This window comes from Streptomyces sp. R41 (genome assembly GCF_041053055.1).
Lineage (GTDB): Bacteria > Actinomycetota > Actinomycetes > Streptomycetales > Streptomycetaceae > Streptomyces.
Window position 1 is genome coordinate 913,514 of the sequence record NZ_CP163443.1, and the last position, 19,263, is coordinate 932,776.

At 68.8% G+C, this 19,263-nt stretch carries 22 protein-coding genes and 3 pseudogenes; 16 read left to right on the plus strand and 9 right to left on the minus strand.

The annotated features are described in order from the left end of the window. The first annotated feature begins 34 nt into the window (after positions 1 to 34). Positions 35 to 274 (plus strand): transposase, encoded by a 240-nt coding sequence (locus tag AB5J53_RS04465; protein WP_369244340.1) that lies wholly within the window; start codon positions 35 to 37, stop codon positions 272 to 274. 211 nt (positions 275 to 485) lie between these two features. Beyond that, a complete protein-coding gene (locus tag AB5J53_RS04470) occupies positions 486 to 1,790 on the plus strand; it encodes an IS110 family transposase (RefSeq protein WP_369252048.1) in 1,305 nt (434 codons plus the stop codon). An 8-nt stretch (positions 1,791 to 1,798) separates the two neighbouring features. Here the strand turns inward: AB5J53_RS04470 and AB5J53_RS04475 are convergent, their stop codons facing one another. Beyond that, complete coding sequence (locus AB5J53_RS04475; protein ID WP_369244341.1) at positions 1,799 to 2,227, minus strand: hypothetical protein; 429 nt, start codon at positions 2,225 to 2,227, stop codon at positions 1,799 to 1,801. On the opposite strand from AB5J53_RS04475, the gene AB5J53_RS04480 reads away from it, so the two are divergent. After that, positions 2,178 to 3,185, plus strand: coding sequence for a transposase (locus AB5J53_RS04480; RefSeq protein WP_369244342.1), 1,008 nt, complete (start codon positions 2,178 to 2,180; stop codon positions 3,183 to 3,185). The genes AB5J53_RS04475 and AB5J53_RS04480 overlap by 50 nt on opposite strands. A 110-nt stretch (positions 3,186 to 3,295) precedes the next feature. Here the strand turns inward: AB5J53_RS04480 and AB5J53_RS04485 are convergent, their stop codons facing one another. Next, positions 3,296 to 3,856: a hypothetical protein gene (locus AB5J53_RS04485; RefSeq protein WP_369244343.1), complete on the minus strand. Its 561-nt coding sequence runs from the start codon at positions 3,854 to 3,856 to the stop codon at positions 3,296 to 3,298. Positions 3,857 to 4,563: 707 nt separating this feature from the next. Continuing rightward, the gene (locus tag AB5J53_RS04490; protein ID WP_369244344.1) at positions 4,564 to 5,397 is read right to left on the minus strand and encodes a PIG-L family deacetylase; all 834 of its coding nucleotides are present in this window, start codon (positions 5,395 to 5,397) and stop codon (positions 4,564 to 4,566) included. Positions 5,398 to 5,827: 430 nt separating this feature from the next. On the opposite strand from AB5J53_RS04490, the pseudogene AB5J53_RS04495 reads away from it, so the two are divergent. Then, positions 5,828 to 5,987, plus strand: a pseudogene (locus tag AB5J53_RS04495) (PQQ-binding-like beta-propeller repeat protein); the annotation flags it as partial. A gap of 161 nt (positions 5,988 to 6,148) precedes the next feature. Here the strand turns inward: AB5J53_RS04495 and AB5J53_RS04500 are convergent. Next, positions 6,149 to 6,376, minus strand: a complete 228-nt coding sequence (locus tag AB5J53_RS04500) for a hypothetical protein (RefSeq protein ID WP_369244345.1) — start codon at positions 6,374 to 6,376, stop codon at positions 6,149 to 6,151. On the opposite strand from AB5J53_RS04500, the gene AB5J53_RS04505 reads away from it, so the two are divergent. Continuing rightward, entirely contained in the window at positions 6,375 to 6,647 is a 273-nt protein-coding gene (locus tag AB5J53_RS04505; RefSeq protein ID WP_369244346.1) for a hypothetical protein, read from the plus strand. The genes AB5J53_RS04500 and AB5J53_RS04505 overlap by 2 nt on opposite strands. Before the next feature lie 13 nt (positions 6,648 to 6,660). Here the strand turns inward: AB5J53_RS04505 and AB5J53_RS04510 are convergent, their stop codons facing one another. From AB5J53_RS04510 to AB5J53_RS04520, 3 genes are all read right to left on the minus strand, one after another. Next, positions 6,661 to 6,849: a hypothetical protein gene (locus tag AB5J53_RS04510; RefSeq protein WP_369244347.1), complete on the minus strand. Its 189-nt coding sequence runs from the start codon at positions 6,847 to 6,849 to the stop codon at positions 6,661 to 6,663. A gap of 129 nt (positions 6,850 to 6,978) precedes the next feature. Further along, entirely contained in the window at positions 6,979 to 7,422 is a 444-nt protein-coding gene (locus AB5J53_RS04515; RefSeq protein WP_369244348.1) for a 2'-5' RNA ligase family protein, read from the minus strand. A gap of 196 nt (positions 7,423 to 7,618) precedes the next feature. After that, the gene (locus AB5J53_RS04520) at positions 7,619 to 7,996 is read right to left on the minus strand and encodes a hypothetical protein (RefSeq protein WP_369244349.1); all 378 of its coding nucleotides are present in this window, start codon (positions 7,994 to 7,996) and stop codon (positions 7,619 to 7,621) included. Between AB5J53_RS04520 and AB5J53_RS04525 the strand changes: the two genes are divergently transcribed. The 3 genes from AB5J53_RS04525 to AB5J53_RS04535 all read left to right on the plus strand — a co-directional run bounded on the left by AB5J53_RS04525 (position 7,980) and on the right by AB5J53_RS04535 (position 9,690). Next, positions 7,980 to 8,639, plus strand: coding sequence for a hypothetical protein (locus AB5J53_RS04525; RefSeq protein WP_369244350.1), 660 nt, complete (start codon positions 7,980 to 7,982; stop codon positions 8,637 to 8,639). The two genes, AB5J53_RS04520 and AB5J53_RS04525, sit on opposite strands and share 17 nt — an antisense overlap. Further along, positions 8,596 to 8,754 carry a hypothetical protein gene (locus tag AB5J53_RS04530; RefSeq protein WP_369244351.1) on the plus strand — a complete coding sequence of 53 codons (159 nt, stop codon included), beginning with the start codon at positions 8,596 to 8,598 and terminating at the stop codon, positions 8,752 to 8,754. The genes AB5J53_RS04525 and AB5J53_RS04530 overlap by 44 nt, the downstream gene beginning before the upstream one ends. Before the next feature lie 297 nt (positions 8,755 to 9,051). Further along, positions 9,052 to 9,690 carry a hypothetical protein gene (locus AB5J53_RS04535; protein WP_369244352.1) on the plus strand — a complete coding sequence of 213 codons (639 nt, stop codon included), beginning with the start codon at positions 9,052 to 9,054 and terminating at the stop codon, positions 9,688 to 9,690. 729 nt (positions 9,691 to 10,419) lie between these two features. Here the strand turns inward: AB5J53_RS04535 and AB5J53_RS04540 are convergent. Further along, complete coding sequence (locus tag AB5J53_RS04540; RefSeq protein WP_369244353.1) at positions 10,420 to 12,543, minus strand: HEAT repeat domain-containing protein; 2,124 nt, start codon at positions 12,541 to 12,543, stop codon at positions 10,420 to 10,422. An 815-nt stretch (positions 12,544 to 13,358) separates the two neighbouring features. Here AB5J53_RS04540 and AB5J53_RS04545 point away from each other — a divergent pair. After that, positions 13,359 to 13,493 (plus strand): annotated as a pseudogene (locus AB5J53_RS04545) (hypothetical protein); the annotation flags it as partial. 45 nt (positions 13,494 to 13,538) lie between these two features. Here the strand turns inward: AB5J53_RS04545 and AB5J53_RS04550 are convergent. Continuing rightward, positions 13,539 to 13,979 carry a hypothetical protein gene (locus tag AB5J53_RS04550; RefSeq protein ID WP_369252943.1) on the minus strand — a complete coding sequence of 147 codons (441 nt, stop codon included), beginning with the start codon at positions 13,977 to 13,979 and terminating at the stop codon, positions 13,539 to 13,541. Between the two features lie 262 nt (positions 13,980 to 14,241). Here AB5J53_RS04550 and AB5J53_RS04555 point away from each other — a divergent pair, with 262 nt between their 5' ends. From AB5J53_RS04555 to AB5J53_RS04585, 7 genes and pseudogenes are all read left to right on the plus strand, one after another. After that, positions 14,242 to 14,937 (plus strand): TetR/AcrR family transcriptional regulator, encoded by a 696-nt coding sequence (locus AB5J53_RS04555; RefSeq protein ID WP_369244354.1) that lies wholly within the window; start codon positions 14,242 to 14,244, stop codon positions 14,935 to 14,937. 909 nt (positions 14,938 to 15,846) lie between these two features. Then, positions 15,847 to 16,386: a winged helix-turn-helix domain-containing protein gene (locus tag AB5J53_RS04560; RefSeq protein ID WP_369244355.1), complete on the plus strand. Its 540-nt coding sequence runs from the start codon at positions 15,847 to 15,849 to the stop codon at positions 16,384 to 16,386. Continuing rightward, complete coding sequence (locus tag AB5J53_RS04565) at positions 16,383 to 16,949, plus strand: transposase (RefSeq protein ID WP_369252050.1); 567 nt, start codon at positions 16,383 to 16,385, stop codon at positions 16,947 to 16,949. The genes AB5J53_RS04560 and AB5J53_RS04565 overlap by 4 nt, the downstream gene beginning before the upstream one ends. 94 nt (positions 16,950 to 17,043) lie before the next feature. Then, complete coding sequence (locus tag AB5J53_RS04570; protein ID WP_369244356.1) at positions 17,044 to 17,439, plus strand: hypothetical protein; 396 nt, start codon at positions 17,044 to 17,046, stop codon at positions 17,437 to 17,439. Positions 17,440 to 17,680: 241 nt separating this feature from the next. Then, positions 17,681 to 17,914, plus strand: a complete 234-nt coding sequence (locus AB5J53_RS04575) for a hypothetical protein (RefSeq protein ID WP_369244357.1) — start codon at positions 17,681 to 17,683, stop codon at positions 17,912 to 17,914. 113 nt (positions 17,915 to 18,027) lie between these two features. Beyond that, a pseudogene (locus AB5J53_RS04580) lies at positions 18,028 to 18,450 on the plus strand (diadenosine tetraphosphate hydrolase). Positions 18,451 to 18,599: 149 nt separating this feature from the next. Beyond that, positions 18,600 to 19,205: a dihydrofolate reductase family protein gene (locus AB5J53_RS04585; protein ID WP_369244358.1), complete on the plus strand. Its 606-nt coding sequence runs from the start codon at positions 18,600 to 18,602 to the stop codon at positions 19,203 to 19,205. Positions 19,206 to 19,263 lie beyond the last annotated feature (58 nt).

Genomic DNA, 19,263 nt, shown 5'->3' on the forward strand with positions numbered 1-19,263 from the left:
GGCGAGCAACCCAGGCGGCACGACGGCGATATGGGTGAGAGACCGGCTGGACGGGCTGTGGCATGACGAGGACTTCGCCGACTGGTACCCGCGTGACGGGCGTCCGGGTCTCTCGCCTGCTCAACTGGCTACCGTCTGTGTGCTGCAGTTCCTGCTCGGCCTGTCGGACCGGCAGGCCGCCGAGGCGGTCCGCTGCCGCATCGACTTCAAGTACGCGATGGCCATGGAGCTGGATGACCCCGGATTCCATCACAGTTTGCGTATCCCTGCGTGACGCCTTGCCGCGGCGTGAAAATTAGGTCGGCGGCTGTCCGTCGACGTCGGCAGCACCTTGGGGGGTAGATCCCGCACCACAGTCTGACGCCGGAGCTGGCCTGAGGGGCCGTGCACTGTTGCCTCGAGCACGCCATTCAGCTTTCCGATGTCCCCTCCCGCTCCATGGGCAGCCGCCGCCTGTCCGGCATCCAAGGGGAAGCGAGGTGAGGATGGTGCCGGAGACACAAGAGCTCGGCACGACTGAGGACTTGGTGGAGAGGGTCGCGGCGATTGATGTCGCGAAGGCGTCGGGGATGGTGTGTATGCGCCTGCCCCACAAGACCCGGACGGGACGTCGGGTCCAGGAGGTGTGGAACGTCCCGTCGACCACCACCGCGACTCTGGAGCTGGGCGACCATCTGGTCTGCCAGGGTGTCACCCGGGTGGTGATGGAGGCCACCGGCGCGTACTGGAAGCCGTACTTCTTCCTGCTGGAAGCCCGCGGCCTGGAATGCTGGCTGGTCAACGCCCGTGACGTGAAGAACGTCCCGGGACGGCCCAAGACGGACAAGCTGGATGTGGTCTGGCTGGCCAAGCTCAGCGAGCGGGGCATGCTCCGCCCTTCGTTCGTGCCGCCGAAGCCGGTGCGGCAACTGCGTGACCTGACCCGCCTGCGCGCGGTCCTCAACCAAGAACGCTGTCGGCACAAGCAGCGGGTGGAGAAGATCCTGGAGGATGCGCAGATCAAGGTGACCAGCGTGCTCACCGACCTGTTCGGCGCCTCCGGCCGGGACATGCTCGCCGCCCTCATCGCGGGCGAACGCAGCCCTCGCGTCCTCGCCGATCTGGCCCGCGGCAATCTGGTCCGCAAGAAGGTCGCCCTGGCCGACGCTCTGACCGGGCAGTTCGAGGACCACCACAGCTTCCTCTGTCAGACGCTGCTGGACAGCGTCGACCACCTCACCGGGCAGATCGCGCGGCTGAACGAGCAGATCACCGCCGCTGTTCAGGACCTGCCCGGGCCGGAGGAACACACACGCCCCGGGCCCTCGCTCGTCGAGCGGCTCGATGCCATTCCCGGTGTCGGACTCACCACCGCCCACATCCTGCTGGCCGAACTCGGCCCGGACATGGCCGTGTTCCCCACCGCGGATCACCTGGCCAGCTGGGCCAAGCTCACCCCGCGGACCACGCAGTCCGGTGCCAAACGCGGGTCCAGCCCGACCGGCCGGGGCAACCCCTGGCTCAAGAGCGCCCTCGGTGAAGCAGCCAGCGCCGCTGCCCGAACCGACACCTACCTCGGCGCGCGCTACAGACGCATCGTCAAACGCCGCGGGCGCAAGAAGGCCCTGGTCGCCGTCGCCCGCTCAATCCTGATCATCGCCTGGCACCTGATCAATGATCCCGACACCACCTTCCGTGACCTCGGCCCCGACTACCACCAACGCCTGATCGACCCGAGACGCCGTACCCGCGACCTTGTGCGCCAGCTCAACGCGCTTGGTCACGATGTCACTCTCGCCCCCGCAAGCTGACCGCCATCTCAAGCTCTGGCCAACGAACGCGTCAGCATGCCCGTGATCTGGGGAATTTTCCATTCAGCGTGCTGGCCGATTTCCGCGACCGTCTCGCCGAAGGCGACCGTGCTGACCGCCTCCTCGACCTCGCGCTGGCCCGTCTCAAGGAGGCCGGCCTGGTGCACGAGCGCACCACTCAGCGCACCGACTCCACCCATGTCCTGGCCGCGGTGCGTGACCTGACCCGTCTGGAGCTGATCACCGAGGCGGTCCGCGCGACACTGGAAGAGGTCGCCGGCACCTGCCCTCACCTGCTGGACGAGCTGGTCGATGAGGGCTGGGGGCGCCGCTACGGCCGACCAGTCCCCCTGGGCAAGAACCCCACCAAGCCCAAGACCAGGATCCTTGCCACTGGAAACGACGCCGTCCGGCTCCTGGAACACCTCTACCGGCACGGAGCAGACCGCAGGACACCTGCGCTGGCGCACCGCCGAGAAGGAAGGCGGACCCGGGCTGCCGCCCTCGTCCCGGGCGGTCGTCTCTCCCTACGACGCCTCGGCCCGCTACGCACGGCACGGACACATCATCAGCTGGAAGGGGTTCTCCGCCCACCTGACCGAGACCTGTGCTCCCGACGGCCCCAACGTGATCACGGACGTGGCCACCACTGCGGCCACCACCCACGACAGCAAAGTCCTGCCCGGCATCCACACCCGCCTCTCCCGCCGCGGACTCCTGCCCGCCGAGCACCTGGTCGACGCCGGCTACACCTCCCTGCCCCACCTGGAACAAGCCACCCGTGAACACCAGGTCACCGTCTCTGGACCACTGCGGAGCAACCCCACCCGTCAGCATCGCCGGGACGAGGGCTTTGCCCGGGACGACTTCCACATCGACTACGACCTTCAGCAGGTCACCTGCCCCCAGGGCCAGGTCAGCCAGGGCTGGCACGGCCCCTACCCGACCTCCTCGCCCACCGCGGCCCCGCTGATCGTGGCCAGGTTCACCAAAAGCCAGTGCCAGCCCTGCCCGGCGCGCACCCAATGCACCACCTCCCGCGAAAGCACCCGCACCGTGGGCTTTCCCCCACGAGAACTCCGCGACCTGCAACTTCGCGTCCGCACCGAGCAACAGACGCCTGAGTGGAAGACCCGCTACGCGGTCCGCTCCGGAGTGGAGGGCACAGTTAACGAGTTCGCCCACGGATACGGCATGCGGCGCTGCCGCTACCGAGGACAAGGAAAGGCCCACATCCAGCACGTCCTGACGGCCATCGCCGTCAACATCGAGCGCCTCAGCAGACTGCCACCAACCGAAGAAGCCCCCACGCCCCGCCGACCGACTGCCTTCCAGAACTACCTCGACCAGCGCGAGATACCCCGGCCGAAGTCCTGGCGAACCCTGGGCAGCTGACCCCGCCAACTCCAAGATCCCCGACAGAGTCAAGCTAGGCCTGTGCCGGTACGGGCAGAGGACCCCTCTCAAACGTGGTACCGAGCGGCTCCGCGTACGGTGCGTCGGGTTCAGTCGGTGATGTACCAATCGTTCTTGAGGTACTCCAGGGTGTAGCTGCCGAGGTCGCTCTCGGAGAAGGTGGCGGAGGCCCTTACCGCTTCGACCGGCATCTCGATCTTGTCGGGCGTGCGCACGGCGATGCGCTGCGGGTCGACCGTCGCGGTTCTCAGGGCCTTCTTCTGCGCGGGCGAGATCATCTGGAACACGGCGGCGTACGTCGACGTGCACGGGCCGAGCCCCTGGTCCTGTGCCTTCTTCGCGGCGGGCCCGGCCACTTCGCAGACCGTGTCGATGTCCTCACGGCCCAGGGCGTGGAGGTACTCCTCGTATCGCTGGATCGCGCCCTCCTTCGTCCTGGGCGCGGGCTGGTCGCCGGTCGGCTCGGCCGACGGCTTCTCGGTCCGAGCGGACACGGACGGCGTGGCCGACGGCTCTTCGGCCCGCGTTGACGCGGGCGGCTGCGAAGGCTTCGCGTCCGTGTCCTGCTTCGCCTTGTCCGGACCGCACGCGCACGCCACCAGCGCCACACAGGCCGATACCGCCACGCTCACCATCGTCCGCGCTCTCATTCGGTCCCCTCACCACCAGCCGACAACACGTCAAGAGATCACGCAGGATCCGGGAGAACGGTTCCCGAGCCGGGTCCAGGCGGGACGCCGGCCGGTTCACGAGCAACCCGCCGCAGGGCCATACCCCCCGAGAACGAGTCCCAAGGGCTCAACGAACCTCCATCACCCACACGTCACACCACAACCCAGCCCACCCCCAGAGAAGGCGGATTGCCGCCTTTGCCGTACTGGTGGCAGTAGCTGTGGCTTCTCTGCACTTCAGCCGAACAGTTCGGCCGCGGCGTACGCGTCGCGAGGTGCACCTGCCGCTCCTAGGCTGGCTGTAGGGTCTCGCGGTTGGTGTCGGGGACCGCCCTCGTGACCTGCTGCTTCTTCCGTTGCCTCACGGCGTGTCGGACATCGGAGCCTCAGCTTCGTGTCGCTTCCTCGGCGGTCTGTCCTGATCGGAGCAGACCGCCGGGCCCGTGACCTGGGCTGTCGCGCGCCTTCCGAGTCAGCAGCCCGCAGGTCTCCCACCTGTGCGGTTACCAGGTGGTTTGGGGACGAGCGCGGTGTCGGGCCGCAAGTGCGGTCACGCGTCGACGCCGCCGGCGAGGGCCTGGACGCGAGCTGCCGGAGCGGAACTCGCGTGGACAAGCCTGCGGGTGTGTGACCCGCTCGATCGCGCCGTGCGGTCGATGCGCTTCCCGGCCGGTCGGACGGGCGGATCAGCGCAGTCCGGCGAAGAGATCGTTCTCGGGTATGGCCGCGCCGGTGGCGTCCTGGACACGTACGAATGTCTCCATGCCCATCAACTCGCCGAACCTCTCCTTGCCCATCTTGAGGAAGAAGATGTTCTCGCCCTGACTGGCGTGCGCGGCCAGCGCGTCGAACTTCTGACCGCTGAACGCGGTGGTATCCACCCACGTGGTGATCTCGTCGTCGGGGAGGCCGATCTTGGCCATCGCGGCGGCCTCGGCAGGATCCGGCTCCGGCATGTCCGGATGGAACTCGCGCATGATCTCACCGAACCGCTGCATGGCCGAGCGGGGCATCGTGGTCCAGTACACCTTCGGTGTCAGCCCGGTCAGCTCTAGCGCCGCCATCGTGATGCGGTGGGCCTGGATGTGGTCGGGGTGGCCGTAGAAGCCGTTCTCGTCGTAGGTGACGACCACATCGGGCCGGTAGTGCCGCATGAGTTCCGCGAGGCGGGCGGCGCCTTCCTCAACGGGGGTCCGCCAGAAGGATCCGGGGGCGTCGTTGCTCGGCCAGCCCATCATCCCGGAGTCGGCATAGTCCAGCATCTCCAGACCGCTGACCTTCAGGACCTCGCAGCTCGCCTCGAGTTCCTGACGGCGCATCAGGGCGACGGCCGCCGGATCGTGCCCGGGATCGCCCGGCTTGACACCCCCCGGTCCATCGCCGCAACCGCCGTCGGTACACGTCACGAGAACCGTGCGGATGCCTTCCGCCGCATACTGCGCGAGGACCCCTCCGGTTCCGGTGGCCTCGTCGTCGGGGTGGGCGTGTACTGCCATGAGCGTCAAGGGCCGGTCAGTCATGAAACAGTCCTCCTGTGGAAATACGTCTTGGTCCAAGTAGCGCGGCGGGCGTACCGCGATCCTGGGGCCCGGATCCTGGTGGGGCGGACGACCTTGTGGTCTCCGTGTTCCCCGCCCGTGCGGCGCCGGTCCCTCGGTCGATGCAACCGTGCCGACCGGACCGGCTGTTCCCGGCGCGGCAGCTTGGCCTTCCAGGCGTCGGCGTTCAACGCGAACGAGGTCCAGGCGCGACCTGCATGGCTCAGCGCCACGTCGGATCCGCCTTCCATCCGGCACCTGCCGTGAGATTCCGACACGAAATCTGAGACCTTACACTGGCCTTCTCGGGGCACGTCGCGGAGACACCTCAGGCGTCCAGGCCGTCAAGCGGCAGCGGACCGTGGTCTGCTCCAGTCGAACAAGCTGATCGTCAGGCGCTGGCGAAGGCGGCCTGAAGGCCGAAGCTGGCGGCCCGCGCTGGAAACTGGGGACCGGCGGCGAGATCACCGGCGCCCGTGGTCAAGAACGGCGTCGTGTACGCGTGCAGCAAGGACCGCAGCGTGTACGCGCTGGACGCGGAGAAGGGGACCGGCACGGCCCGTACGAGGTGAGACGGACCGCTCGACCCTCGCCGGGGCGGGTGCGACGGCCGTGGGTAGGGTGGCGGCATGTACACGCGGGGGCGCAGACTCAGATTCACAGCGGTGTCGGCGATGGTCGTGCTGGCCCTGACCGGGTTCTCGTCGGGCCGTGGTCACGGGAGCCGCAGCCATCACAGCGGTGACGGGGGCGGTTGCAGCAGCTCCAGCCAGGACCACGACAGTTCGTCGACGTCGGACAGCGGTGGCTCGCACGGCAGTTCGTCCAGCGGCTCGTCCGGCAGCGACGCGTATGACTCCGTGCCGAGTACCGGTGGCAGCGGCGGCGGTTCGTACCGTTCGCGGCCCACCGACGGTTCCACCGCCACGGCGTCCTCCTCCAGCGCTACCGCCCGGCCCATGAAGGACGGCACCGCCGTGCTCATACACTGCGCGAGCACGGACGACCCGTACGCGACCGTCGAGGTCAGCAACCCGAACGGACGCGAGGGCCTCTTCACTGCGAAGATCAGCTTCAAGAACGAGCACGGCTTCACCATCATCGACACTGGCGATCAGGTGTCGGTGCCCGCGAAGGACAAGGCAACCGTCCGGGTGCCCGTTGCCAGCACGGGGCGCGTGGACGAGATCGATCACTGCGAGGTCAATCCACGGGCCACTGCCGACCGGTGACGGCCCGCGGAGCTCACCGCGTCCGGAGACCGCCTGGGCGCCGCGCGACGACCAGCTCCGCCTGCCGGTCCCCCGGCAGGTTGCCGAGGAGATGGGCGCCGACTCCTGGACGCGGCGCGCCGTACCCCTCGCCCCCACCGCGGACGTCGGCATCGTCGCCGTCACCGCGGCCGCCAAGGACGCGCCGCCATGTTGGCGGCATGCCGACCACCTCCACGCCGCCCCTGCCTTCCCTTATCCGCCCGGGCATGACCTGGCGTCCGCATGCCCGGCAGCTTCGCGGCTCGACGCCGAGCCATCCGGCTCGGCTGACGATGGTCCCCTGGCTCGGTCAGCCCAGAGGCACTGTGGCGAACGACTCCCACTCGTACATCTGGTGGTCGCGGTGCAACACGATGAGTTCCGCGCTGGAGATCCGCGCCCGGGCCGGTGTGAGGTCAAGGCCGGCGAGGGCCTGGGCGACCGGCTCGGCGGGGCCGTCGCCAGCGCTGTAGGCGACAGAGACGTGCGGGGGGAACCCCTCGGCTCGCTCCGGTACCTCGCCGAGGACGTCACCGATCGCGGAGCGGATGCCATCGCGGATCTGGCGTACCGGCCCGTCCGGGTGGACGCGCAGCAGAATGGCCTCGGGATCGATGACGGCAGAGCCGATCTCGATGTTGAAGGCCGGACGGCGGCGGCGAGCCGCTCGCGGGCCGCCTGCACGATTTCCTGGACGTCCGCTTCCTTGGCCTCGCCGACGAAGCCGATCCCCTGCATGGTGAGATGCAGCCACCGGTCCGGGATAAGCGTGACGTGGTTGCCGAGCGGCGCCAGAGCGGACCGGTATTCGGCGGCGAGCCGGTGCACATCGTCCTGGCCCTCGCATGTCAGGTGCCACGTATAGAAGCGACGGCCCGCACTTCAACCGGGCCGCCACCACCAGTGATTCCGCATGTTCTCGGTGTCAGGTGTCATGACCCGAGATCCAATCAGGCTGCGCCCTGCCCTGGCGAGAGTGCGAGATGCCGCGGAGCCGAGCCCAGGCAGAAGTCCTCGACGGCTGCGCGCAGGCCCACCGCAGCCGATCCGGACGACGTCCCGCGGCCGATGCCCGAAGTCAGCTCGTGCAGCCGCTGGGTGACCGGTGCCAGGCGGTGGTCCGGCGGCAGGGCCAACCCAGGCGCCAGCGCCTCCAGCGCCCCCTCGGCTTCCCCGGTCGCGAGGTGCACGGCAGCCCTGCTGATGTGAATCTGGGCCTCGGTGCCGTAGGCGCGCACGGGCTGTGCGGCCAGCAGCTGGGCGGCGTAGTCAACTACGCGCAGGACATCCGGCCGGTTCACCGATCCGCAGGTGGACGGCGGCCGCATAGTACTCCTGCCGGGCGGGCTGGCAGGAGAAGAGCCCTCCCCCACGTCATCGGCATCGCTGATCGCGTCCCTAGAACTGCTGCGCGCGCTGATCGAGGCCGGTTCACACACCGCCCTCTTCAGCCTCGAGCAGCTCCTGGACGAGCAGGGCCGGAGCGACGCCGCGACATCACTGCTGCCCGTCGCCGCGGAGAACGGCAACGACCACGCCGTTGTCGAGCTGGCGTTGCGCTGGTACCGGACCCAGCCCGAGCAGGCTCGGGCCCTGTTGGAGCGCTGCCGACGCACCGGTCGCATCCGGGTCGTGCTGTCGGCTGCGCGTCTGTTGCTGAAACAGCCCTGGCCTGCCGCACGACGCCTGGCCGAGGATTTCCTCAACCACCTGGCCCAGGACGGCTCGACCGCAGCACAAATGACCCTGGCTACGTGGCAGTTGGACCAGTGGCAGCAGAGCGAACCCGCGGCAGGCGCACCCGTGCCGCCGGTCATCCTCACGCTGGTGGAACAGACATCCGCGCACGTGACCGAGGCCCGCCGGCTGCTGGGCCTGCACGCGCTGACCATTGCCGATACGGTGCAGGCTGACCATTGCCGATACGGTGCAGGCGGAGCACTTCTTCCGCGGCGCCATCGACGGCGGTGACTACACCGTGCTGGCCGATCTCGCCCGGCTCCGGCATCCCCACACCCCGGACGAACAAACCCAGTTGATGCGCTACGGCCTGGAAGCCGACGGCACCACCAGCCCGGCGTGGTAGACCGTGCGCGGGCCAGCGCTGCCGCAGGCGGCCCGGCCCGGTCTTCAACGGCACCACACGACGTCGCCGGGGTCGTGGCTGCCGCGTGCGAAGGAACCGTGACGGGGCGCGCGGCAGACGAGAGGTCGGCGCCCGCTGTCGGGCAGGACTGCGAGACCGGCGCGGCAGACGGGCCACAGTTATGGCATCAACGTCGCTGCTCAAGACCCGTGTTCCGGCACGGACAACGTCAACGGCCAGTTCCACTGGGGCTGTTGTTGCTGATCCCCAGCGCTTTAGCCGATATAACGATCTGCCATGACGAACATCGCAGCGCCGAGCGAGACCTTCTGGACGGCCCTGGGCGCGGTGGGTGCCATGCTCGCCCTCCCGACCGCGCTCTTTATCGGATGGCTCGGCTATCGGGCAGTTTGGCCGCGACGGCGCATCGAGTGGTCGGCACGGGTCAGCCCGCTCACGCACACCGCTGCACACGGTGCATTGACCATCACGCACGGCAGCACGACACTGAGCAACCCGCACGTGGTGGAGGTCGACCTGTCCAACGCCGGCAACAAGGACCTGGAGACCGCACACTTCAACGGCCAGCCCATAGAGATCACATCCACAGCCGACGTGGTCGCCGTCCTCAACCAGACGTCGAGGCCTACCTCGCAGCGTGTGCTGCCCGCCACCCGCCACACCAACGTCCTCAGCCTGACTACCGCAACTCCCCTCCACCAGGGCCAGACACTGACGTACGTCATCCTGGTCGACGGTCCCGACCCACAGATCAACCTGCGCGCGTCGGCGAGCAACACCCACATCAAACGCCAGACCCGGCTGACCCCCGACGAGATCATCCGCATGTACTACAGCCGCATGTCCCAGGTCGTGGGGGCCAGCGCTGGAACAGGTGTCCTCTACCTCATCACGCTGCTGATCTTCAGAGCCTGAGCGTGCGAGGAGCAGACCTGGTCCCGCACGGGAGAGGAAGTTCGTTTTGTGGCCTCGCGCTGCTGTGGAGTCCGCGTGGGAAAGGCGCAGACAGTCGAAGATCATCCCGGCAAGGCCATCACTGGTGCTGCGCGGACGAGGGCTCGATGCGTGCAGGCGAGGGGACGAGATGGGCCGTCAAGAGCCTGCCGGGGGGTGGTGTTCGAGGGGCGGGGTTGGCTCGCTTGCGTGGTGAGATCGGCGCGTCGGCTGCGACAATGAGCAGCCGGACGGGGCGGGTGGGCCGACTGTACGGCAGGTGCGGGTGCGAGACCCGTGAGAGTGGTGGGGAACGTGGGGGCGTGGTTTGAGCGCATGGCGGCGATCCCTGGCATCGCCTTCGCCGGGAGCCCAGGGGTCGTGCGTGCGGCGGTTTCGCCTACGTCCCTGTCGGCACTGCCCCCGACCTCGCAGCAGCCACAGCCTGGGCTCACGGACTCAATTCCCACGAATCGACCGATCAAGAGTAGGGCGGCCTCGGTAGAGGCGCCCGGTGCACCAGCGTCGGTTCGAAGGCCGTCTTTCATATCCCGAACACGACGCCTTTGACCGGCCAGGCCAGCGCCCTGCGCATGGTGGTCCGGCATCCTCGGGGTCAGCCGTGGCCGCGCGGTGTTCGGCCTCCGTCCGTGTCGCCGGGCCGTCGATGTCCCGAGTCCGACGAGCCGGTGGCGGAGGGGTGGCGCAGCCTCAGGCTGTTCGCGGAGCGGGGGCTCCCGGCGCTGCAGGATCGAGCCGGGCGATGAGGGTACAGCCGACCCGCTGGAGTGCCTCGTCGTGATCGATGCTGTGGAACCTGCCGCCGCGTCGGGGCTGGGCCAGTTGCTCGCGGAGCAGGGGCAGGGCCGGTGCCGCGAGGGGGCCCATGCGGTCCAGGCAGTCCACGACGTGGTTGGCCGTCGCGGAGTTTTTGGCCATGGCCTGCAGCAGGGCGTCCAGGACAGCCGGTGCCTCGGCCTGGCCGCCGATCTCCCAGAGCGCGGCCGCGCAGTGCACCCGAACCCATTCGTAGTCCTGCGTCAGGAGGCCGCGCAGGCGCGGCAGTGCGACGGAGGCGGGCGGGCCTATCTCGCCGAGCAGATCAGCCGCGTCACTGATCCGGAAGGTGATGCGGTCGTCGAGGAGGCCGAGCAGGAGCGGCATGACCTCGCTCAGGTCACCGCCGACGGCCCACAGCGCGGCGACGGCGGCAGGCCGTACGTGCGCGTCGGTGGCGGTGGTCAGCGACCGGATCGTGTCCCGTGCGCCGGTCGCCGCCGGGCCGAACGCCCCCAGTGCCTTCAGGGCCGATCGCGTGACGCCGTGGCGCTCATGGCGCACCGCGGCGCCGAGCGTGTCCACAACCACAGGAACCGCAGCCGGGTCGCCCAGCGCGGCCAGGGCGGAGAGGATCGCGTTGGCGCTCATCTCGGTCCACTGCTGGGAGAGGTCGATCCGGCGCAGGTGGTCGCAGAGCCGGGGCACCAACTGGTCCGCCGCCTGCGGCAGATGCCCTGCGACCTGGATCGCGCGCCAGGCGTCGACGTCGCTGTCCAGCGCGGCCAGCAGACTCGGCAGCGCGCGTGCGTCGCCGAGGCGTACCAAGGCCCGGACGGCCTCCTGGTGGCTTTTGCGCAGCAGCGCTTGCGGTGCGGCCCATACGTTAGGGCTGTGCGCCGTGCGTTGGGCGTCGATGTGCGCGGCGAGTGCCTCCCGGGCCGGGGCGGCGATCGGGTGGCAGGACTCCAGGACGGCCGCGGCCTCGGCGGCGACCTCCTGGTCGGCCGTGGTGAGTTGGTCGGTGACCAGCAGAAGGAGCCGGGTGTGGTCCCCGCGCCAGGTCCGCATCAGCTCCCCGCTCATACGGACCGCGTCCAGGCGCGAGCCGGGGTCGGGGCTGCTCAGCTGCTCGGCCAGCACAGCGGTGCGCTCGGGCACCTGGGCCCCCAGGGCTTCGTGGAACGTACGCAGTAGGGCCGTGGTCGGTGCGTGCACGCGCGTGTGCCGGTCGAGATCCTCGAAGGCGGCGACGATCTGGGGCGCAACTGTGTCCGCGGGTGTTGCTGGGCGGTTCGGGGCCGGCGCGATCCGCCGCACGGGTAGGGCGCGGGCGGTCTCGCGCAGCAGGCCGACGGCGGCCGGTACGACGTCCTCGCCGATCTCATCCGGGGCGCAGCGGGCCCGCTGGACCAGGGCCGCAAGCCGGGTCGCCGGGCTCTGGGCCGGGTCGGCGGCTAGCACGGCGAGCCAGTCCATCACCTGTTGCGAGACCGCCGGCAGGCGCAGTGCCAGGGTGGCCGCCGCCTCCACGATCCGCAGCCGCGCCGCGATGCCGCGCTCGGCGGCCAGCCGCTCGCGCAGCACCGCGGCGGCCCGGTCGGCGTCGTCGAGGAAAAGCCCGAGCCCGGGAATCGCGGCCAGACGCACGTCCGGGTCGGGGTCGCGGGCGAGTTCGGCGAACTCCACACCCCGCTCGCACAGGAAGGCGACGGCCTGCGCGCAGCCCATCGGCGGGTAGTACTCGATCTCGGTGCCGTCGTCCTCGAAGCCCCGCTCCAGGGACTCCCGGCCGATGCTGACCAGCAGCGCGACGACGGCGGCCCGGTCGGGCGTGGCGACGTCGGCGGCCAGCTCGAACAGGAAGGGCAGGCTGGCTGCCGTGGGCGGGTACACGCTGCCCTGGTGGTGGACCGCGCCGTAGAAGCGGTCGAGGGCCTTGTGGCGTGCCCCGGCGTCCGAGGAGCGCAGCGCCCACAGCAGCGCCGGTACCTCCTCGGCCGAGCCGTACGCGTGCTCCATCGAGGCCCAGTCGATGTCCTGAAGTCTGTCGAACATGATCAGAACCATGCCAGGCGGCACTGACAACAGGGGCGTCCCAAGCCACATCAAGCGGTCGTCGTAAGGGCCTGTTGAACCAGCGTCGCGAGGTGCCGGAGGGGGACGCATGCCTCGGATACAGGCAGCTCCAGCAGCCAGACGGGCTGGTGATGGGCAGCCGAGGGTGTGAAACATCAGGAGAAGTCGAGGCGGTGGAATTCCCAGATGGCGCCGTCGGGGTCGGTCAGTTCGATCCGGCAGCCGCACCCATCGCCCTTCCAGTCCAGTGCAGTCAGGTCTGCTTCGTCCAGAGAGGGAGCGCGAGGAAGCAACCGGGCACGGTCGCTGAGCAGTTCGGCGGCCGCGCTGAGGGCCTGATGGAGATCGACGTGTGGTCCGCGGCAAGACCGACGGGACCGGTTCGGTCACCGCGGGCGCGTGGCGCGCCCGCGCCTCGACGCGCCCGAAGTCCGTCGGTACCGCACGACGGCGAGCCGATCACCGCGAACGATCGAGCCGGCCGCGCGAGCAGTCCTGCTGACCGCTTCGGCGTCCGGGGCTCCCCCGACTCGCTGCAACCGGAGCAAGGAACTGCTGGCCATGAGTAGGGTTGCACGTCGTCGGCAGACTGATCGGCACTTATGTGACCACTGCGGCCCCGGATCCGGACCCGGCCGGTCAATCGCCCTGGGGTGGTGGTCCAGGCGTTCGCGTCGGGTGACTGTCCCGGCGTGGAGAGGACCGTCGCGGTCCGGCGGGGCGCCACGGCGTGTGGGGAAGCGATCGGCAAGGGAAGCGGTCGACGAGGTTCATGTGTCGGTGCGGGCCTGGCCGTGGTCGGCGCGGCGGGCGCTGAGGGCCAGATTGCCTTCGCCTTGCGTGCGGCGTTCGTCTCAATGCGGGTGCGGACCGCCGTGGGGCGCGCGATCCGGGATCCTGGTCGGCCGGGGGTGCGGCCGTGTTGCTGTGTGGGCAGGCGTCCGGCGTTCCGGAGTGGGGCGGCTCGGGCCGCGTCAGCTGTGGTTCAGGGACCACACGACCTGGTCCTCGTACCAGCGGGCGGCGCTGACACCGTGCCACGAGGCCGCTTCGTCGACCTGGTCCTCGTACCAGCGGGCGGCGCTGACACCGTGCCACGAGGCCGCTTCGTCGACCTGGTCCTCGTACCAGCGGGCGGCGCTGACGCCGCGCCACGAGGCCGCTTCGCCCTCGTGGTCCGCAGCCCGTACGTAGCGCACAGTGTCCTGCCCACGGTGGTCGTCGCGGCGGTCGTCGTCCGTATGGCGGCCGACTTGCTCGCTGCTGGTCGCTGAGGTGGCGGACACGTACTGCGTGTGCTGCGCGGGCACCGAAGTCGTGGCTGCCGACGCCGAGCCGCCGGCTCCGAGAAGGGCTCCGCCGGCCAGTGCCGTGGAGGCGAGTGCGATCGAGACGCGCTTGGTCATGCTGTTCATGGTCATTTCCCTTGCGAGACTGCCGCGGTTTCGCCGAACTGGCGGCCGCCGCTTCTATGTGAACCGAGATCCGGAAATCCCGGGTCAGTCGGCTTGCCGCAAGGTCATCCGGAGGGGTGCCTCACGTTCGGCTCTGCCACCGTACCCGAGGGGTGCCTCATGTTTGCGGTGAGGCTCATCACAGCACGTCGGAGGGGTGAGATTGCGATCGGAAACATGACAACTACCGAATCCGAGGGGTGCCTCATGTTACGCTCGAGCCATGAGCCACCACCACGCCCCGTCCGTGAGGGAGACACCGGCGAAACCCCTGCGCCGTGACGCACAGCGCAACAGGGACGCGATCGTGGCCGCCGCCCGCACGGCCTTCTCCGAGCAGGGCCTCGGGGCATCCCTGGAGGGCGTCGCCCGCGAGGCCGGCGTCGCGATCGGCACGCTCTACCGCCACTTCCCCACCCGGCTCGACCTGGTCGAAACACTCTTCAACGCGAAGTACACGGAACTGCTCACCACCGCGGAAGAAGCCGCGGCCATGGACGACGCCTGGGAGGGGTTCTGCCGCTACCTGGAAAAACTCTGCAAGCTGCAGGCCTGCGACCGCGCCTTCAACGACCTGGTCTCGGCACGGCTGCCCCTTCACGTGGCCGGCCGCGAGATGTACGAACGCACCAAGGAACTCGGCATCCAGATCATGCGCAACGCCCAGGAACAGGGCGTCCTGCGCGGCGACGTCACCGCGCAGGACATCGCCTTCGTGATCTGGTCCCAGGCCGGGATCATCCAGGCCACACGCACCATCGCCCCCCAAGCCTGGCGCCGCCACCTCCACCTGATGCTCGACGCCTTCCGCACCGAGGGCGCCCACGAACTGCCCGAACCTCCTCTGACCAGCGAGCAGGTCGACCAGACCCTCGTCACTCTCGAGTGCACCAAAGAGGACTGCCGCGAGCAGTCCTGACCACACGAGAGACGAGGCCGCGGACAACAGCTGCGCATCACACCGGACCGGCGCCACACCGGACCGGTACCTCCGCCGACCGGCCGGGAAGACCCGGACAGCACTCCGGGCGGCAGGACCACGGGCCGTCCGACCGCCGTCTTCCGGCTGCCCCGGCCCGTGCTGTCACACGCCGCCGGCACCTCACAGGGCATCCGCAGACGCCAGCGGCTTAGGGCCTGTCCGATGCGTCGGCAGGGTTCGCTTGCTGCTTTCTAGGCTGGAGCGGTGGACAACGAGCTCGCTCATGAGGGAAACGCCTTCATCAACGGCGCGGTACCACTTGCCCAGGCGGACCGCGCATCCCAGCAGTGGTGAAAGGGGCCCGCCGCGGCATCGGCATGCGAAAGGCGTTACCCGTCGAGGCCACGTCTCGTCACGGTCCGCAGCCCCGCGCGCAGGGCGCGGTCTGCGCCACGTTGCTCCGCTGGTGCCGTCGCGTCCCCGTCGGAAGTGAGCCATGCTGCGGCAGTGCACGTTCGGCGAGACGATTCCTGCGCAGGGCGTGTCGGCGAGTGTCCTCATCAGCTCTCCCCTCGCGGCACGACAAGCGACCGTAGGCACCTGGCGTTGCTACTGGGGAAATTTCGCTGAGACGGGGATGCGTCGAAGACGAGGCTGAGCAGGCGTGCAAAGCAGATTCAGTGAGATTGAGGCTCAGAGGCCTCCAGCTTCAGCGACATGGGAGCAGGTGGCGTGAGACGGAACACCCACCTCCGCAGCACCTCTCTGAGCGCAACCTCCGCACCTGCTATGGCGGTCGGCATGAGAATGACATGGCCTTTCGTCACTCATGCCACTGAACCTGAAAGCGTGATGTCGGTCCCGTTCGTCGGACATCGGGCCCTCCGAGCCGGTAGTCCAGTGCGGGTGAGGTATGCACAGGGCGGCGGGTTGACCGACGCTGGGAGGACAGCGCGGGAGCGTTTGCGGCTGCAGGCCGTCGAGCGTTTCGAGGGCGGGCAGAAGAACGCGGAGATCGCGGTCGCGTTGCGGGTGAGCCTGCGTTCGGTGGAGCGGTGGCGCCGGGCTTGGCGCGAGCAGGGCGAGGCCGGCGTGCTGTCGAAGGGCTCGCCGGGGCGCTCGAAGCTCAGCGAAGCCCAGGTCGTGAGACTGGAACGGGAGTTGGAGCGCGGTCCGCTGGCTCATGGGTGGGTGGATCAGCGGTGGACGTTGGCGCGGATCAAGACGTTGATCGGTCGGTTGTTCCACGTCTCCTACACCGTCGAGGGCACCTGGCAGCTGCTGCGGCGGCACGGTTGGTCATGGCAGCAGCCCACGCGGCGGGCGATCGAGCGTGACGATGACGCGGTCGAGGTGTGGAAGAAGGAGATCTGGCCGCGGGTAAGAGCACCGCGGCGGAGCGCGGCGCCTACCTGGTCTTCGAGGACGAGGCCGGGCAGTCGATGACTCCGCCGCGAGCCAGGACCTGGGGCCGAGTCGGCCAGACACCGGTCGTACGAGTGCGCGGCCGCGGTTCCGGACGGGTGTCGATGGCCGGGATGACCTGCTACAAGCCCGGCGAGCGATCCCGGCTGATCTACGCGATCCGCGAGTACCGGGGCCGCAAGGGCGAGCCGAAGGGGTTCGGGTGGCGCGACTTCCGCGACCTCATCGTCCGTGCTCACATCCAGCTCGGCACCCCGATCGTGCTCGTGTGGGACAACGTACGCCTCCACCTGACCGCTGGCATGAAGGACTTCATCGCCGCGAACTCCGACTGGCTCATCGTGTTCCAGCTGCCGACCTACGCCCCTGATCTGAACCCGACCGAGGGCATCTGGTCGCTGGTGAAGCGCGACCTCGGCAACCTCGCGGCCGCCGACCTCGGCCAGATCACCCGCGCGGTCAAGCGCAAGCTCAAGATGTTGCAGTACAGGCCGCAGGTGATTGACGGCTGCTTCGCAGAAACGGGACTGAGGTTCAGCGAAGCACCCTCGACCGCTGCCCCCGCCTTCGCGACGACGCGGTGAGCGTGCCCATCTTGATCCTGGGCGGCCGGGATGGGCATGGGCAGGGGTAGCGTGTCGTCGTCGTAGAACGACGTGGGCACCAGGGAGGTCTCGGATGCGGGCGGACTATCGCAGCTTGCCGGGCTTCGAGAAGATCCAGCTCGAGGGCAGCTACGTGTTGGGGATCGAAGCCCGCCCGGGGAAGCTGATGTTCAGGCTGGACCTGATGCTCGATCCAGGGCATCCCAACTTCGGCCCGCCGCTGGGAGACGATCGGGCCTGCTTCCGTCCGGCTCTGCTCTGTTTCGACGCCGTCCGCGGCCTCACCTGGACTGACCAGGGGACTCCGCCGGCCCGGGATGCGAGCGGGGAGATCGACTACGGCACCATCGACGAGTTCACGTGGATCGCCGGGGAGTTCGCGCTCGTCGGAGACTGGGGCCGAATTCAGGTGAACTCCCATCAGACCCCGAAGCTGGAGATCGAAGTCGTCCACGGCCCGCGGCCATGACCGCTCCCGGGTGTCTCCGTGTCGGCCAGCCCACCGCCCGGCGCCACTCGTAGATCGTTGAGCTACCGCACCAACACGCGCGCGTCGGCTGGGTGATCGTCACCGACATCACGCTTTCAAGTTCAGCAGCAACGGGTGAGCACCTTCCGTCAGCGCCAATCACGAGGTCGCTGAGCCTGTGCCACTGACACTCAGATGATGATGTTCAACTGACACTCCCCCGCAGACCACCACCCAGGCCGTGGCCGAGGTCTGCGTGGGAGCCCCGCTGCGGGGCACTCGCAACGTCGCCGGGCCCGAGGTCTTCACCCTCGACGAGGTGGGCCGGATCGCCCTGGCCGCCCGTGGTGACCAGCGCACCGTCATCACCGACAACAACGCGGGCAAATACGCTGTCGCCTCGAGTGACGTTCTCATCGTCAAGGGTGACGCCGTCATCGCCAAGACCACCTATCGGGACTGGCTCGCGCGGTGACTGAGACGGAGCCCGCAGGACCTCCGTGGTGCGGCGCCCCGGCCGTACAGTCGACCGGTCAGGCTGTGCGCCCAGAATCGCAGCACCCATCCTCAAGCTAGGCGAATCCGACCGTGCTGCGGCGGCTTGAGTCGGGCTTCGCGGTGATCGGCGATGTTCAGTTCCTGCCCGGGTACTCAGTTCTCCTCGTGGACGAGCCGGGTGTTCAACGGCTGTACGACCTGTCGAGGGCCAAGCGGCTTTCGTTTCTGTCCGACATGGACCAACTCGGAGAAGCGGTTGAGCGGGCCTGTCGGCTGCTGGACCCTGATTTCCGCCGGTCAACCTGGAGATCCTCGGCAACACGGACCCGTTCTTGCATGCCCATGTCTGGCCGCGGTTCGAGTGGGAGCCGACTGAGTTGGTAGGCAGGCCGGTGGCTGTATCCGCGTGAGCGGTGGAGTGAGGAGCGGTTCAGGCTCGGTCCGCAGCATGATGTGCTGCGGGATGCGATCGGCAGTGAACTGGACGAGTTGCGTTTGAGAACCCATCTTTGAACCGGCCCTCCGGGCCCTCCGAAGCAGTGCCGCTCCGCCGACCTGATCGGCTGCAGCGTCATGGGTTTTCTCGATACTCCACAGCGCGGCCGATGAGTTTGTGGCTCCCAGCCGGTCCAAGCTCGTGACACCTAGGAAAGGACACCGCCATGTCGGAGCTTCTCGTCGACTTCATCACCTCCCTCGACGGCCACGCATCGGGAGAGGGATGGCCCGGGTTCTGGGGCCTCGAGGGCCCGGAGTACCTCGCATGGCTCGGCGAGCAGCCCGAGGCCACCTACCTGATGGGAGCGAACACCTACCGCCTGATGTCGGGCTTCGCCGCAGGCGAGGTCCCGAATGGCCAAGACGAGTTCAGGCCCGAAGAAGAGGCGTCCGTCGACGAGCTCACGCAAGCGTCCAAGGTGGTGTTCTCCTCCTCACTCGAGGAGCCACTGACGTGGGCCAACTCCACGCTCGTCCGCGACGACGCCGTCGAGGCGGTCCGCGCCATGAAGTCGAATGGCTCGGGGCTCCTCAGCACGATCGGCAGCCTCAGCCTGTGCCGGTCCCTGCTACGAGCCGGACTCGTCGACCGCTTCCGGGTCGTGATGTTCCCGGTGATCACCGGGGCCACGGGCGAAGAGCGCATCTACGACGGCTATCCGGACGTTGCCCTCGAGATGATCGAGCACCACACCTTCGACGGCCGCATCCAGCTGGTCGAGTACAAGCCGCGCGTGCTCGAGCACCCGCCGCTCGGCGTCCCTGCGTGACGTCGCCCCGTCCGCCGGTCTGGACGGCCGCCAGGCCGGCGCCGGCGGGCGCGGAGCA

What these genes read in the sequence shown, in the direction of transcription:
- AB5J53_RS04490 (WP_369244344.1), bottom strand. Translation starts at nt 5,397, where the DNA reads ATGACTGACCGGCCCTTGACGCTCATGGCAGTACACGCCCACCCCGAC.
- AB5J53_RS04510 (WP_369244347.1), bottom strand. Translation starts at nt 6,849, where the DNA reads ATGCCGCCAACATGGCGGCGCGTCCTTGGCGGCCGCGGTGACGGCGAC.
- AB5J53_RS04550 (WP_369252943.1), bottom strand. Translation starts at nt 13,979, where the DNA reads ATGAACAGCATGACCAAGCGCGTCTCGATCGCACTCGCCTCCACGGCA.
- AB5J53_RS04555 (WP_369244354.1), top strand. Translation starts at nt 14,242, where the DNA reads ATGAGCCACCACCACGCCCCGTCCGTGAGGGAGACACCGGCGAAACCC.
- AB5J53_RS04570 (WP_369244356.1), top strand. Translation starts at nt 17,044, where the DNA reads ATGCGGGCGGACTATCGCAGCTTGCCGGGCTTCGAGAAGATCCAGCTC.
- AB5J53_RS04485 (WP_369244343.1), bottom strand. Translation starts at nt 3,856, where the DNA reads ATGAGAGCGCGGACGATGGTGAGCGTGGCGGTATCGGCCTGTGTGGCG.
- AB5J53_RS04470 (WP_369252048.1), top strand. Translation starts at nt 486, where the DNA reads ATGGTGCCGGAGACACAAGAGCTCGGCACGACTGAGGACTTGGTGGAG.
- AB5J53_RS04585 (WP_369244358.1), top strand. Translation starts at nt 18,600, where the DNA reads ATGTCGGAGCTTCTCGTCGACTTCATCACCTCCCTCGACGGCCACGCA.
- AB5J53_RS04540 (WP_369244353.1), bottom strand. Translation starts at nt 12,543, where the DNA reads ATGTTCGACAGACTTCAGGACATCGACTGGGCCTCGATGGAGCACGCG.
- AB5J53_RS04520 (WP_369244349.1), bottom strand. Translation starts at nt 7,996, where the DNA reads ATGCGGCCGCCGTCCACCTGCGGATCGGTGAACCGGCCGGATGTCCTG.
- AB5J53_RS04500 (WP_369244345.1), bottom strand. Translation starts at nt 6,376, where the DNA reads ATGGGCCGGGCGGTAGCGCTGGAGGAGGACGCCGTGGCGGTGGAACCG.
- AB5J53_RS04505 (WP_369244346.1), top strand. Translation starts at nt 6,375, where the DNA reads ATGAAGGACGGCACCGCCGTGCTCATACACTGCGCGAGCACGGACGAC.
- AB5J53_RS04565 (WP_369252050.1), top strand. Translation starts at nt 16,383, where the DNA reads ATGACTCCGCCGCGAGCCAGGACCTGGGGCCGAGTCGGCCAGACACCG.
- AB5J53_RS04535 (WP_369244352.1), top strand. Translation starts at nt 9,052, where the DNA reads ATGACGAACATCGCAGCGCCGAGCGAGACCTTCTGGACGGCCCTGGGC.